The 13,778-nt window shown below is 58.4% G+C and carries 15 protein-coding genes; 3 read left to right on the forward strand and 12 right to left on the reverse strand.

The features are described from left to right. Window positions 1-19: 19 nt before the first annotated feature. The 3 genes from ACR0CZ_RS05150 to ACR0CZ_RS05160 are packed head-to-tail and all read right to left on the reverse strand — an operon-like array spanning window position 20 to window position 2,401. Window positions 20-751: an amino acid ABC transporter ATP-binding protein gene (locus tag ACR0CZ_RS05150; protein ID WP_170392692.1), complete on the reverse strand. Its 732-nt coding sequence runs from the start codon at window positions 749-751 to the stop codon at window positions 20-22. Beyond that, window positions 751-1,584 carry an amino acid ABC transporter permease gene (locus tag ACR0CZ_RS05155; RefSeq protein WP_170392691.1) on the reverse strand — a complete coding sequence of 278 codons (834 nt, stop codon included), beginning with the start codon at window positions 1,582-1,584 and terminating at the stop codon, window positions 751-753. The genes ACR0CZ_RS05150 and ACR0CZ_RS05155 overlap by 1 nt, the downstream gene beginning before the upstream one ends. Before the next feature lies 1 nt (window position 1,585). Then, on the reverse strand, window positions 1,586-2,401 hold the full coding sequence (locus tag ACR0CZ_RS05160; RefSeq protein WP_170392690.1) for an ABC transporter substrate-binding protein: 816 nt from the start codon (window positions 2,399-2,401) through the stop codon (window positions 1,586-1,588). Between the two features lie 322 nt (window positions 2,402-2,723). Between ACR0CZ_RS05160 and ACR0CZ_RS05165 the strand changes: the two genes are divergently transcribed. Further along, a complete protein-coding gene (locus tag ACR0CZ_RS05165; RefSeq protein WP_170392689.1) occupies window positions 2,724-3,284 on the forward strand; it encodes a CHAP domain-containing protein in 561 nt (186 codons plus the stop codon). A 152-nt stretch (window positions 3,285-3,436) separates the two neighbouring features. Here ACR0CZ_RS05165 and ACR0CZ_RS05170 read toward each other — a convergent pair whose 3' ends face one another. Next, window positions 3,437-3,922, reverse strand: a complete 486-nt coding sequence (locus ACR0CZ_RS05170) for a RidA family protein (RefSeq protein WP_170392688.1) — start codon at window positions 3,920-3,922, stop codon at window positions 3,437-3,439. Between the two features lie 199 nt (window positions 3,923-4,121). Continuing rightward, the gene (locus tag ACR0CZ_RS05175; protein WP_170392687.1) at window positions 4,122-5,513 is read right to left on the reverse strand and encodes an aminotransferase class III-fold pyridoxal phosphate-dependent enzyme; all 1,392 of its coding nucleotides are present in this window, start codon (window positions 5,511-5,513) and stop codon (window positions 4,122-4,124) included. 221 nt (window positions 5,514-5,734) lie between these two features. Between ACR0CZ_RS05175 and ACR0CZ_RS05180 the strand changes: the two genes are divergently transcribed. Continuing rightward, entirely contained in the window at window positions 5,735-7,363 is a 1,629-nt protein-coding gene (locus ACR0CZ_RS05180; protein ID WP_170392686.1) for an acyl-CoA synthetase, read from the forward strand. Here ACR0CZ_RS05180 and ACR0CZ_RS05185 read toward each other — a convergent pair. The 6 genes from ACR0CZ_RS05185 to ACR0CZ_RS05210 all read right to left on the reverse strand — a co-directional run bounded on the left by ACR0CZ_RS05185 (window position 7,360) and on the right by ACR0CZ_RS05210 (window position 11,871). Further along, window positions 7,360-7,692, reverse strand: a complete 333-nt coding sequence (locus ACR0CZ_RS05185; RefSeq protein WP_170392685.1) for a DOPA 4,5-dioxygenase family protein — start codon at window positions 7,690-7,692, stop codon at window positions 7,360-7,362. The genes ACR0CZ_RS05180 and ACR0CZ_RS05185 overlap by 4 nt on opposite strands. 87 nt (window positions 7,693-7,779) lie before the next feature. Further along, window positions 7,780-8,418, reverse strand: coding sequence for a maleylacetoacetate isomerase (maiA, locus tag ACR0CZ_RS05190; RefSeq protein ID WP_170392684.1), 639 nt, complete (start codon window positions 8,416-8,418; stop codon window positions 7,780-7,782). Window positions 8,419-8,425: 7 nt separating this feature from the next. Then, window positions 8,426-8,968: a VOC family protein gene (locus tag ACR0CZ_RS05195; RefSeq protein WP_170392683.1), complete on the reverse strand. Its 543-nt coding sequence runs from the start codon at window positions 8,966-8,968 to the stop codon at window positions 8,426-8,428. 4 nt (window positions 8,969-8,972) lie between these two features. Then, window positions 8,973-9,170, reverse strand: coding sequence for a DUF2783 domain-containing protein (locus tag ACR0CZ_RS05200; protein ID WP_170392682.1), 198 nt, complete (start codon window positions 9,168-9,170; stop codon window positions 8,973-8,975). 5 nt (window positions 9,171-9,175) lie between these two features. Further along, a complete protein-coding gene (locus ACR0CZ_RS05205; protein ID WP_480537036.1) occupies window positions 9,176-10,786 on the reverse strand; it encodes an FAD-dependent oxidoreductase in 1,611 nt (536 codons plus the stop codon). Between the two features lie 134 nt (window positions 10,787-10,920). Then, the gene (locus tag ACR0CZ_RS05210; protein ID WP_170392680.1) at window positions 10,921-11,871 is read right to left on the reverse strand and encodes an MBL fold metallo-hydrolase; all 951 of its coding nucleotides are present in this window, start codon (window positions 11,869-11,871) and stop codon (window positions 10,921-10,923) included. Window positions 11,872-11,923: 52 nt separating this feature from the next. Here ACR0CZ_RS05210 and ACR0CZ_RS05215 point away from each other — a divergent pair, with 52 nt between their 5' ends. Further along, on the forward strand, window positions 11,924-12,487 hold the full coding sequence (locus ACR0CZ_RS05215; RefSeq protein ID WP_170392679.1) for a DUF2585 domain-containing protein: 564 nt from the start codon (window positions 11,924-11,926) through the stop codon (window positions 12,485-12,487). Between the two features lie 20 nt (window positions 12,488-12,507). Here ACR0CZ_RS05215 and fahA read toward each other — a convergent pair whose 3' ends face one another. Continuing rightward, on the reverse strand, window positions 12,508-13,767 hold the full coding sequence (gene fahA, locus ACR0CZ_RS05220) for a fumarylacetoacetase (protein WP_170392678.1): 1,260 nt from the start codon (window positions 13,765-13,767) through the stop codon (window positions 12,508-12,510). Between the last annotated feature and the right edge of the window lie 11 nt (window positions 13,768-13,778).

The following is a 13,778-nucleotide window of genomic DNA, read 5'->3' on the forward strand; positions in this document are numbered from 1 at the left end:
GGGATTCAGAGCCGGGCGCTTACTTCAACGCCCGTGCCAGAAAGGCTTGTGTGGTCTGGTGTGTCGGGTGGTCAAACACCGCTTCGGGCGGGCCTTCTTCGATGATCCGACCGCTGTCGAGGAAACAGATCTTGTCGGCGGCCTCGCGGGCAAAGCCCATTTCATGCGTGGCCATCATCATCGTCATGCCCTGTTTCTTGAGCATCAGCAGAACATCCAGCACCTCGCCCACAAGTTGGGGATCGAGGGCCGAGGTGATTTCATCAAACAGCATGACCTCAGGCTGCATGGCCAAGGCGCGCACGATGGCAACGCGCTGCTGCTGCCCGCCCGACAATTGGTCGGGATAGTTGTGCATCCGGTCGGCCAACCCGAACCGGGCGAACAGCGCTTCGACCTCGGGCTGCAATTCAGCGCGCGTGAGCCCACGCACCCGGCGGGGCGCGAGCATGACATTCTCAAGCGCGGTCATATGCGGAAACAAGTTGAAGCTTTGGAACACGATCCCGATCCGGGCGCGCACCGATTGCGGGTTCAGACCGGGGATCGAGATATCCTCGCCATCCAGAAAGATCGCGCCGTCTTCGATGGGTTCCAGCAGGTTGATACAACGCAGCAGAGTTGACTTGCCCGACCCGGATGCGCCGATTAAGCAAACCATTTGGCCCTCATCAACGGTGAGATTAATCCCTTCACAGACCGTGCGGTCGCCAAAGCGTTTCACCACGCCCTGAAGTTCCAGTTTGGGCATCAGCGCCTCACTCGCATTTGGCGGGCCATCAGGTGATCGGCGTAGCGTGTGGCGGGGATGGTGACGATCAGGAAGATGATCGCCGCGCCCACATAGGGGGTGAAATTCGCCAGCAGCGACTTGAACACTCCGGCCTGACGGAAGATTTCGACCGGGCCGATAAAGCTGAGCAGAGAGACATCCTTTTGCAGCGCAATCAGCATGTTCATCTGTGAGGGCACCACGTTGCGGATCGCCTGCGGCAACACCACGTCGCGCATCACTTGCCGTTCCGACAGACCCAGCGACAATGCGGCGGCGCGTTGGCTGTGGTGAACACTATCGATGCCGGAACGGAAGATCTCGGCCACATAGGCCGAATAGGTCAGGATCAGCGCCAGCGAGCCCCATATGTAAGGCGAATTCCACGGGCGCGGCAGGCCCAGCCCCGGAATGCCGAAGCCGATCAGATAGACCGTCAGGATCACAGGCACGCCGCGAAAAATGTCAGTGAACGCCGCGCCAAAGATGCGCAGCGGAAACAGGGCGGGCGATTTGGCATCCCGCGCCAAGGCAATCAACAGGCCAAGCACGGCGATCGCCGGTGCGGACCACAAAAAGATCATCACGTTGATCCGAAACGCTTCAAGCAGTTTCGGGAAGGTTTTGACAAGCGTCTCGCCGTTAAAAAAGCTCTGCTGAACCTTCGACCAGCCCGGAGCCAGCGGCACCAGAAAGTAAATCGCGGCCACAACTGTGACCGTGCTTATCGTGGCGATCACCAACGACCTGCGTCGTTGGTGCGCCTCGTACCGTTCGCGGCGGGTCATCCCCGCCGCCTTATGATCTGCCATGTTACTTGATCAGAGGGACACCAGTGGTGTCCTGCAGCCATACGGCTTCGATTTCGGCCAGTTTGCCGTTAGCTGCCAGTGCCGCCAGCGCCTCGTCCACGCAGGCTTTCAGCGGGTTGCCTTCTTCCATCAGCATGCCGAAATGATCCGGATTGTCATTTTCATCCGCCGGGAACTGACCGATGACCTTTGAGCCTTCGATCATCACTGCGCTCAGGAACAGGGCGGTGGGCAGGTCGAACAGGGCCGCATCGATCTGGTTGGCCGACATGGCGGCGTTAACGTCAGCATTGTCACCATAAAGCAGCGGATCACTGTCAGGTTGGATGATGCTGGCCAGTTTTGGCACCGCCGTGGTCGAGCCAACGGCCCCCCATTGCAAACCTTTCAGCGCTTCAAGCGTCGGGGCTGTGTCGGTCGAATTGGGGCTGACCAGAACTGCCATCGGGGCGGTGTAGTAGGGGGCAGAGAAATCGACCACCTGATCCCGCTCGGGCGTGATCGAGTATTGCTGCATGTTGACGTCGAATTCCTTGGCGCCGGGCTGGATCGCCTCGTCGAAGGACGAGCGGACCCAGACCACATCATCAGCCGCGAACCCCATTTCTTCGGCGACGGCGTAAGCCACAGCAGCCTCGAACCCTTCGCCGCTTTCAGGCGCGTCGTCGATCACCCACGGATAGTAGGCCGGGTTGCCCGTTGCGATGGTGAATTTGCCGTCTGTCAGCGTTTTGCCAGCCGCACATTGGTCTTGCGCATAGGCCGCTGTTGACAAAAACAGAATTGAAGTTGCCGCGATCGAGAGTGTCTTGGACATCCGATACAAACCTCCTGTTGGATTGGGTTGCGGTCAAAGTAATTCTGCCTAACCCGACTGTCCAGCGGATGCTTGATCGTCGACCATCATGAGGGGTTGGCGTTCATGTGTCCGATGACATTGTGCCGGTCTCTTCGCCTGCCAGGAATCCCAAGGACGGCACAGTGAGGAAACCTGTTGCATCAGTGACCGCACGCTCGGCCAACGGTCGGAATGTGGCGCAGGAACTGGCAATATTCTGCCGGGGAGCAGCTGGGCTCTTTTCTTTTTCCTAAAGATATTATTAAAACTGCTTCACCACTCAAACCGGCAAAGAACCTTCTTGCAGTACAACGCACGCAATACCGATACGATCTGGTCGCGCCTGCCCGGCGTCGCGCGAATTGCCGTTGTTTTGGGACTTTTCAGTCTGATCTCGGCCTGTGCTAAGAATCCGAATGAGGTGGACTTGGATCCCGAACGTCAGGCCATGGCGTTGCAAGAGGTCTCAAGAAAACATGCGCTGGGACAAAGGGTGTGGTGCGTGCCCTACGCACGCAACCTCAGCGGCATCGAAATTCGTGGCAACGCCAAGGATTGGTGGGGCAAGGCCCGCAATGGGTTTGACCGGGGTAATGAACCGGAGGTCGGTGCGGTGATGTCGTTTCGGGCCACCAGAGGGATGCCCCTGGGACATGTGGCTGTCGTGTCCGATATTGTCACCGAGCGGGAAGTCATTGTGAACCACGCAAACTGGCTCCGGAATAAGGTGTCGTTGCAGATGGGCGTGAGGGACGTGTCCAAAAACAATGATTGGACGCTTGTTCGGGTTGAAAGCCGGCCGGGCAGTTACGGCAGTTCGTACCCGGTGAACGGGTTTATCTATCCGAATTTTGGTGAGTAATCTAAGCTCTCCGCGCCCCCGCCGGTAGCTGATACGGTGAAGCCGAGCGTCCGACGTGCCGCTGTCATCCGGGCGCGTGTGTTCGGTGGCGGGTATGTTTACTTTGACACATGATCAATGACTGCAGGGCGGACTAAGCCGTCGCAGGCCTGTCAGGCAGAGATCATGACTTCGCCCTCAATTTCCATTGCGAAACCGAGCGGTAGTCCAGACACACCGATAGCAGAACGCGCATGGCGACCGATGTCTGGGCCGAACACCTCAATTATCAAATCGCTAAAGCCATTTACCACAACATGTTGATCCGAGTATCCGGGCGCAGATGTCACCATACCAAAGACGCGGACCCATCCAACAATTCTTGATAGCTCGCCTATTTCTGCTTTCAGGTTAGCCAGTACCGTTAGTGCCACTTCGCGGGCCTCAGCATACGCTTGATCCGTAGTAATTTCGGCTCCGACAACTCCAAAGGGCCCGGCCAGACTACCATCCATTGCGTTTTTTGGGTGACCAGAGAAAAAGGCTCGGTCACCTCTGACATTAACAAATTCGAAGGGTATGTGCAGGCCATCCGGTAACTTGGTAGGCGCAGGTAATTTCAAGCCCAATTCTTCGAGCCTGCTTTCTGGCGTCGACATAGTAATCCCTCCAACTAATGCATGACCTGCAAGCTAGGCGGAAAGAAAACCAATGTCATCTTCGGGCTCGTTCCTGCCATTTGAATGTAAACCGAGTATCCTTGGCATCAGCTAATACGCTTGGATGGTGTCCACATAAAAAGAAACCCGCCAAAAGCTGGCGGGTTTCATCTGTTTTAGCAATACTACAGTGGTCGGATCAGCCGAACACACGTCCCAGCGCGCCGTCGACGGCGTCGGTGATCTGGTCGATATCGTCCGCTGTTGCAATCAGCGCTGGCGAGAAGCACAGCGTGTTGTTGCGGCTGGGGATCGAGCGGTTGGTGGCACCGATGATGACGCCCTGCGCCATACAATCAGCAACCACGGCCTGAACGCGCTTTTCGTCCATCGGATCCTTGGTGGTCCGATCGGTTACCAGCTCGGCGCCGAGGAACAGACCCTTGCCGCGCACGTCGCCGATGACTTTGTGCTTTTCCATCAGCGCCTGCAGGTTGCCCATCATGCGATCACCCATGTCGACGCAGTTCTGCAGCAGGTTTTCATCCTGAATGATGCGCATGTTTTCAACCGCTGCCGCCGGACCGGCAGTGCAGCCACCAAAGGTCGAGATATCACGGAAATAGTTCATCGGGTCTGCCGCGTCGTCTTTGAACATGTCAAAGACTTCCTCGGTGGTGACCATGCAGGCGATCGCGGCATAACCCGAGGCAACGCCCTTGGCCATGGTCACGAAGTCCGGCTTGATGCCGTATTGCTGATAGCCGAACCAGGTGCCGGTCCGACCTACGCCGCAGACAACCTCGTCAATGTGCAGCAGGATGTCGTATTTCTTGCAGATTTCTTGCACACGGGGCCAATAGCCTTCAGGCGCTTCGATGACGCCACCGCCTGCGGTCACGGGCTCAAGGCACAGGGCGCCAACGGTGTCGGGGCCTTCGCGCAGGATGACCTCTTCGATCTGATCTGCAGCCCATTCGCCAAAATTCTCTTCAGGTGCGCCGTCCAGCTCGTGCTTGCGGTACTCCATGCAGTGAGGCACGCGCACGAAATCGGGTGCAAAGGGACCGTACTGCGCGGTGCGCTCGTCCTGACCACCTGCCGACATGGTCGCCAGGGTGGAGCCGTGATAGTCGCGGTCGCGATACAGGATTTTGGTTTTCTTGCCGCCATATTTCTTGTGCGCGATCTGGCGGATCATCTTGAACGCCTTCTCGTTCGCCTCAGAACCTGAATTGGTGTAGTACACGCGGCTCATGCCCGGCATCTTGTCGATCAGCATTTCCGCGAAATTCGAACCGGGGATCGAGCCTGCGGTGTTGGCGAAGTAGCACAGCTTCATCAGCTGGTCATAAACCGCCTTACAGATAGATTCGCGGCCATAGCCCACGTTCACGGTCCAGACACCGCCTGATACGGCATCCAGGTGCTCTTTGCCCTTTTGGTCCCACACGCGCATGCCTTTGCCTTCGACAATGATACGGGGATCGTTGGTCTCAAACGGCTTGTGCTGGATCAGGTGATGCCAGAGGTGGGCGCGGTCGGCTTCGACGACGCGGGAAAGATCGTTTTCGTTGAACGTGCCGTCCATGACATGTCCTTTCAAAAGTGGGGCGCGCGGGGAATCAGTAGGTCCCGGCGGGCACAAAGTGACGTGATACTGCAGATCAACGCGAATGGTGCGCGTGAAGTAGGGCCAGATTAGCCCATAGGATATCTCCAGTGTAGCTCAAACTCGTATTAATACGGGTTTGTTATGACGTAAACTTTGTGCTCAATACGACAATCTGACGAGTTTGGGAGGATCGCCGGATGACAGCCACACCTATCTACCAGCAACATCTGGATAAAACCCCGGCGAATTTCACGCCGTTGTCTCCGCTGAGCTATCTTGAGCGGACGGCGGCAGTGTATCCGGATTACCCATCCGTTGTGTATGGCGAGCGCCGGTATAGCTGGGCAGAAACCTATGCGCGGAGCCGACGTCTGGCCAGCGCGCTGACTACGCGTGGCGTAGGCGTGGGCGATACAGTCTCGATCATCGCGGCCAATATCCCCGAGCTGTATGAGGCGCATTTTGGCGTGCCCATGGCAGGGGCGGTGCTGAACGCGATCAACACGAGGCTAGATGCGCCGATCATCGCCTTCATTCTGAACCATGCCGAAGCCAAGGTTCTGCTGGTCGATCCCGAGTTTTCAGGCGTCGTGAAACAGGCGTTAGCGCAGGTGGATCACAACATTCTGGTGATCGACATCGAAGACGCCAGTTTTGACGGTGGCGAGCGATTGGGAGATCTGACCTATGAGGCTCTGTTGGCCGAGGGTGATCCAGAGTTCGACTGGTCTTTGCCCGCAGATGAATGGGATGCGATCACGCTGAACTATACCTCGGGCACCACCGGCAACCCCAAGGGTGTGGTCTATCACCACCGCGGCGCGGCGCTGAACGCAACGTCGAATATCCTGACATGGGGGATGCCGCAGCATTCGGTCTATCTGTGGACGCTGCCGATGTTTCACTGCAATGGCTGGTGCTTCCCGTGGACGATGGCGGCCAATGCGGGCACCTCCGTCTGCCTGCGCGCCGTGCGGGACGAACCGATCTATCGCGCCTTCCGAGAAGAGGGTGTGACCCATTTCTGTGGCGCACCGATCGTGTTGAATATGCTGGCCAACGCGCCCGATCATCTCAAGGATTTCACGCAGCAGATCAAGGCGATGACCGCTGGCGCTCCACCGCCGGCCAAGGTGATCGAAGCGATGGAAGGGATGGGTGTTGAGGTTACCCATGTCTATGGCCTGACCGAGACCTATGGTCCGTCCGTTGTCTGTGCATGGAAGGACGAATGGAACGAGAAAGGCGCGGAAGATCGCGCCGCGCTGAAGGTGCGTCAGGGGGTGAAATACGTCGCCCTGTCCGGGTTGATGGTGGCTGACCCCGAGACGATGGAACCCGTGCCTTCGGATGGCGAAACCATGGGTGAGATTTTCATGCAGGGCAACATTGTCATGAAGGGCTATCTCAAGAACGCCGAGGCGACCGACAAAGCCTTCAAAGGCGGGTGGTTTGCCTCGGGCGATCTGGGCGTGATGCACCCGGATGGCTACATCGCGCTGAAGGATCGGTCCAAGGACATCATCATCTCGGGCGGCGAGAATATTTCATCGGTCGAGGTTGAGGATACGCTTTATAAACACCCGGCTGTTATGGAGGCAGCGGTGGTGGCCCGCCCGGATGAGAAATGGGGTGAAACGCCGTGTGCATTTGTTGAATTGAAACCGCAGGCAGAGGCGAATGAAGCTGAAATTATTGCCTTCTGCCGGGATCATATGGCCCATTTCAAAGCACCCAAGACGGTTGTGTTTGGGGCGTTGCCCAAGACGTCGACGGGGAAGATTCAGAAGTTCATCCTGCGCGACCGGGCGCGTGAATTGGGTTAATCGAAGATCGACAAATCAAGCGGCAGCATCTCGCCCATCCAGATAGCGCGATCCCGGTGATCGGCCAAGTGATCGCCGGTTTCTGGATGGGTGAAAATGGTCAGCCCTTGCCGGTTCAGGATCAGCCAGGGAAAGACCTGATCAAAGGCTTCGGCTGGAAAGCCCAGCTGGCAACTCCATCGCGGATGCGGGCCAACATTGCGCGCATGCATGTGGCCCATCTGGACAGCGGGAAACAGACGCGCGGCCTCTTCACAGACCTGCCGTGCCGTGTCCTGAGTGTCGGCGTCGAAATAGACATGGGCGTGGTAACCGGTGATCTCGGGCATGGGGGTCTCCATCTGTCGTTGCGGAAAACCTAAGGGCGACCCGAGCGCTTGTGCACCCGCATCGCCACACAGACCCTGTGCGCCGGATCAGAGCGGAGCGTGAAGGTCGGGATGGGCTGCGGCAAAGGCAGAATGCTCGGCGCAGACCGCCTCGACTGCTGTCAGGCGTGGCATGTCGGAGAGATCAACTTCCCACCGGCGCGCATTATAAAGCTGCGGGATCAGGCAGATATCCGCCAGACCGGGGGTGTCACCAGTGCAGAACGGGCTCTGATCAAAGCCACCCAGCAGTGATTCAAATGCCAGCAGGCCGGGCCTAATGAAGTGGCGCATCCAGTCGCCGGGCATGTCACCTGCACCTTGGCTGAGCGCGGTGGCATGTTTGGCAACCGACAGGTTGCAGACCGGATGGATATCCACCGCGATACTGTGCGCCAATGCCCGCGCCGCGGCTCGCTTGGCCGGATCGGTTGGCAGCAGACCCAGTTCGCGGGTCTCATCCAGATAGTCGAGGATCGCGAGCGATTGGGTTAGCCGAACCCCATCGATATCCAGCACCGGGACCAGACCTTGCGGGTTGCGGTCCAAATGATCCGGGGCGCGATGCGCCCCGTTCACCAGATCCACGACGACCGGGCGGTAGGTGATCCCAGCCAGATTCAGTGCAATCCGCACCCGGTAACTGGCGGACGAACGCCAGTAATCAAACAGAACCACTTCGGACATACGATGGTTAGCCTTTGCTTAGTTCCTTGGCATGCAGCCAGTCGGCATGCTGAGGGGCTCGTTTGGTGCGCGACCATTCTTCGAGCATATCCCATTTGACCGAATCCAGCCGGGCCAGCATGGCCTCTTCCTCGGGGTCGGGGCAAGCCAGTTCCACCCGGTGACCGTTCGGATCGAAGAAATAGATCGAATGAAAGATCGAATGATCCGTGACACCCAGAACCTCGACGCCGTTGGCTTCGAGATGGTCCTTGAATGCGATCAGCTCATCACGGTCCTTCACCTTGAATGCGATGTGCTGCACCCAAATCGGCGTGTTGGGATCGCGCCCCATTTCCGGCTTGGTAGGCAGCTCAAAAAACGCCAGCACATTGCCATTTCCGGCATCCAGAAACAGGTGCATGTAGGGATCAGGTTCATGGGTGGAGGGCACATGGTCTTCGGCAATCGCCAGAATGAAATCCATGTTCAGCATCTTGCCGTACCATTCTACGGTCTCTTTCGCGTCCTTGCAGCGATAGGCGACGTGGTGAATCTGTTCGATTTTCATGGGCTTACTCCTGTTTCAGGGCTGCGGCGTCCAACGCCTGCTTCAGCACCGCGTTGTCGCCGATGTGGTTTGCCAGAACCAGCACAAGGCGCGCGTTGAAAGCATCGCTTTCGGCTTTCTCAAGCCCTTCATGGGCGGCCACCAGATCGGCATAGAAATCGTCTGCCTGGGTCAGATTGGATGAGAGGATCAGATCAGCCATGTCGCTTACTCCTTGCCTGTGGCGCGGCGCACCGCGTGCCGGAATGCATTTTCTTCGTAGGTGTCGCGGCGGGCGGCCACGTGCTGATCGGGACGGATCAGATAAACCGCTCCGCTGGCATCGCCTAAATAGCGGCGCTTCAGCGTTAGGGTCGGGTCGTCTTTGACCGAGAGTGCCAGGCGTTTGACGATGATGCCATCGACCTCGATCTCATCTGGTGCATCGGCGTCGATGGTCAGCAGCGTGAACTGTCCAGCCAGTTTAGGCAGTAGAAAGCCGTCACCCAAGGGCGCATCGGGGCAGGACGCTCCGGGACGCGTCTGCGTCGGCCCGTTCAACGCATCCGCCGAATTCAACGACGAGCCGTCATAGACGCAAGGTACGCTCAGGCGGCCAGAATTCACCATCGGGCGGGCGAAGTCATAGTGCTCGCTCAAGTCCAGCACCGCGTCGCGCAGGATGCGTGACATCTGCGATTTCGGGGTGATGAAATCGGTCGAGCGGGTTGAGTTCAGGATATTCTCGTCCGCGCCGTAAATGCGTTCCTGATCGTAACTGTCCAGCAAAGATTCAGGGGCGTTGCCCTCAATCACCAGTTTCAGTTTCCAGCACAGGTTGTCGGTATCCTGCACGCCCGAGTTTGCGCCCCGTGCGCCAAACGGGCTGACCTGATGGGCACTATCACCGGCAAAGATCACGCGGCCATGGCGGAATTGCTCCATCCGGCGGCACTGGAAGGTGTAGATGCTGACCCATTCCAGCTCGAAATTTACCTCCTCGCCCAGCATGGCCTTGAGGCGCGGGATCACGTTTTCCGGGCGCTTTTCGCGTTCCTTGTCGATATCCCATCCCAGTTGCAGATCGATGCGCCAGACGCCATCGGGTTGTTTATGCAGCAACGCAGATTGGCCTTTGTTGAACGGCGGATCGAACCAGAACCAGCGTTCCGAGGGGAAATCGGCCTCCATAATCACATCAGCGATCAGGAAGTTGTCTTCGAACACGCGGCCCACAAAATCCTTACCCATCATGGCGCGCATGGGTGAGCCCGCGCCGTCGCAGGCGATGACCCAATCCGCTTCGATGGTGTACGAACCCTCAGGCGTTTCGACCTCAAGCTTGACGTGATCGGGGTGGGTTCCAACGGCTTCGACCTTGTTGCGGCCGCGGATTTCGATCGGTGCACCCTGCGCTTGCAATTCGCGGACGCGGTCGACCAGAAACTGCTCGAAATAGTATTGCTGCAGGTTGATGAAGGCCGGGCGCTGATCGCCGCTGTCGGGCTGCAGGTCGAACTCGTAGACCTGACGTTCGTCGAAGAACACTTTGCCCTTGTTCCAAAGAACGCCTTTGTCCACCATCGGCTGCCCGCAACCCAGACGGTCGAGGATTTCCAGCGGGCGCTTGGCAAAACAAATGGCGCGGCTGCCGAAGCTGACCTTGTCGTTGTCGTCCAGCACCAGCACCTCGACCCCTTGCTGGGCCAGATCGATGGCGGCGGCCAGACCCACCGGACCGGCCCCAACAACGATGACCTTGTGGCGCACGGGCGCTGGCGCGGATTGATCCGGGCTGGCCTCGTAGGCATAAAGTGGAACTTCAAAAATCTTGTTCACTCTCTCTCTCCCATTTCTGGCGCATCGGGCGCACCTCATCTGTTCCCCGGCGCAGTTGCGCCGGAGGTCTTGCGTTAGAGTTTCACCGTCAAATCCGGGCCGCCACGATCTGGATCAAATCCGGCCCGGAATTCTTAGCCCTGCAGGGCCTCCCACATCTCCAGATCGCGCTGGGCGGTCCAGATACGGGGCGTGTCGATGCCGCGGGCCTCGTCATAGGCGCGGGCAACATTGAAGGGCAGGCAGTGTTCGTAGATCGCATAGTCGGCGAATTTTGGGTCGCATTCTGCGCGCACGGCGTCCCAGGCTTCTTTCAGCGAACCGCCACGCGCCGCGACCTTTGCTGCCGGGCGGTAGGTGCTTTCCACGAAATCGCGGGTGTTTTTGATGGCCGCGTTGACCATGTCTTTACCGACCAGAGCGTCGCCGCGCCCCGGCGCGATAGCGTCTACGTCGAACCACTTGATCTCATCCAGCGTATCGCCCCAGTCGCTGAAATGCCCGTCGCCGCAATAGCAAGCCGAGTGGTATTCGACGATATCACCGGTGAACATGACATTCTGATCGGGCACGTGGATGACGATATCGCCAGCGGTATGCGCACGGCCCAGATGCATCAGGTCGATCCGGCGGTTGCCCAGATAAACCGTCATAGTGTCGCTGAAGGTGGTGGTGGGCCATGTGAGGCCGGGGATGCTTTCGTGTCCTTCAAAGAGACGCGGGAAGCGTTGGAATTCGCTGTCCCAGTCTTCCTGACCGCGTTCAACCACCATGGCGCGCGCCATATCCGACATCAGGATCTGTTGCGCACCAAAGGCGCTCGCGCCCAGCACGCGTACTGCGTGGTAATGGGTCAGCGCCACATGGGTGATCGGCTTGTCAGTCACCGACCGCACGCATTCGATCACCTTGTTGGCCAGACGCGGCGTCGCCTGCGCCTCGACAATCATCACGCTGTCATCGCCGATGATCACGCCCGAGTTCGGGTCGCCTTCGGCGGTGAAGGCATAGAGCCCTTCGCCCACCTCGGTGAAGCTGATTTTCTTTTCCGACATGTCCCCCTGGGACGCAAATGCCTTGGTCATATCAGTGATTTCCCTTCTGGACAGCGACTGGCTTTGATGATGTTGTCGCCATATGTTTGAGCGTCGATTTTTGCCCTATTGGGCAACCGCTTGTGTTGTCATTGCCTGCGCCATCATCCTGCTGTGGATGGGCCGCGAACCGATTTGCAAATGCGGTTATGTCAAGCTGTGGCATGGTGAAACCTTCAGTTCCGAAAGCTCGCAGCATCTGACCGATTGGTACACGCCCAGCCACATCATTCATGGCTTTCTGTTTTACGGTCTTCTGTGGCTGGTGGCGCGCCGCCTTGCCGTTGGCTGGCGGTTGTTCATCGCCACCTTGATAGAAGTCGCGTGGGAGATTTCCGAGAACACCAATGCCGTGATCGAACATTACCGCGCGGTCACGATCTCGCTGGATTACTACGGCGACAGTGTCGTCAACTCGATCGCCGATATTGGCGCGATGATGCTGGGGTTCTGGTTGGCGCGTCGCCTGCCGATCTGGATGACGGTCACCATTGCGCTGGGGTTCGAGATCGTGACCACCGCGCTGATCCGCGATGGTCTGACGCTGAACGTGCTGATGCTGCTTTATCCCATCGAGGCCGTTAAGGACTGGCAGAGCGCGCTCTGAATATGCGGACTGGACCTGCATCAATCTCTGGCGAATGGATTTTCGAGTGCGGGCAGCACGGTGCCGGTGCAATCGCCGAACCCGATGGTATAGCCGTCGCCCTTGGCTGCGCCGGTCAGGGTCAGCGTGTCCCCGTTCTCGATGAAGGTGCGGGTCTCGCCTGTGTCCAGCGTCAGTGGCTCTTTCCCGCCCCAGCTGAGTTCCAGAAGTGATCCGCGCTCTGGCTTGTTCGGCCCCGAAATGGTGCCGGACCCCAACAGGTCGCCCGTGTTCATCGGACACCCAGACGTCGAGTGATGCGCCAACTGCTGCGCCGCCGAGTAGTACATCTCGCGATAATTGGTTCGTGCGATGGTCGTGGCGTCTTTATTCTCGGGCGCCATCGTCACGGCCAAATCGATGTCATAGAGCATCGGGCCGCAATCCTTCAGGTGGTCCAGCAGGGCAAACTCACGATCGGGCGTATCGCAACGGAACGGTTCCAGCGCCGCTTTGGTCACGATCCACGGGCTGATCGAGGTCGCGGTCGCCTTGGCCTGAAATGGCCCCAGCGGCTGGTATTCCCAGGCCTGAATATCGCGCGCGGACCAGTCGTTTAGCAGGACATAGCCAAAGATGTTGTCATCGGCTTCCTGCACTGAAATTGGGCCGTCAGACGGTGTGCCCACGATTGCACCCATCTCTAGTTCGATATCAAATCGACGGCTGGGCAGGAAAGCAGGCAGGTCCTGATCGGGCGATTTCAACTGACCCCAGGGGCGACGGATATCTGTGCCTGAAACGACAACAGACGACGCGCGGCCGTTATAGCCGATGGGGATGTGCAGCCAGTTCGGCGGCAATGCGTTTTCCGGGCCGCGGAACATGGTGCCCACGTTCTGGGCATGGTGGCGGCCCGCGTAGAAATCGGTGTATTCGCTGACGGCAAAGGGCATGTGCATCTCGGCCTCGTCCTGCGGGATCAGCAGACCTTCGATCTTGTGCTGTTCGTCCGAATCTTCAGCCAATAGCGTAGAAAGGCGGTCGCGCAATGCAGCCCATACGGCAGGGCCTTCTTCCATTAGCGGATTCCAGAAGGGCAGATCGAACAGCGGCTCATCCGACAGCGCGATTAATCCATCAGCTTCGGCAGCAGTCACGTCGAAGATCATGTCGCCGATGGCAACGCCGCAGCGGGGCTCGGTGGTTTCGGTCGAGAACACGCCATAAGGCAGGTTGTTCAGCGGGAAGGGGTGGTCGGCGGAATTGGCCGATGCGACCCAGGATTTCTTCAAAGGCATATTGCGTCCTT

Source organism: Ruegeria sp. H9 (assembly GCF_056532915.1).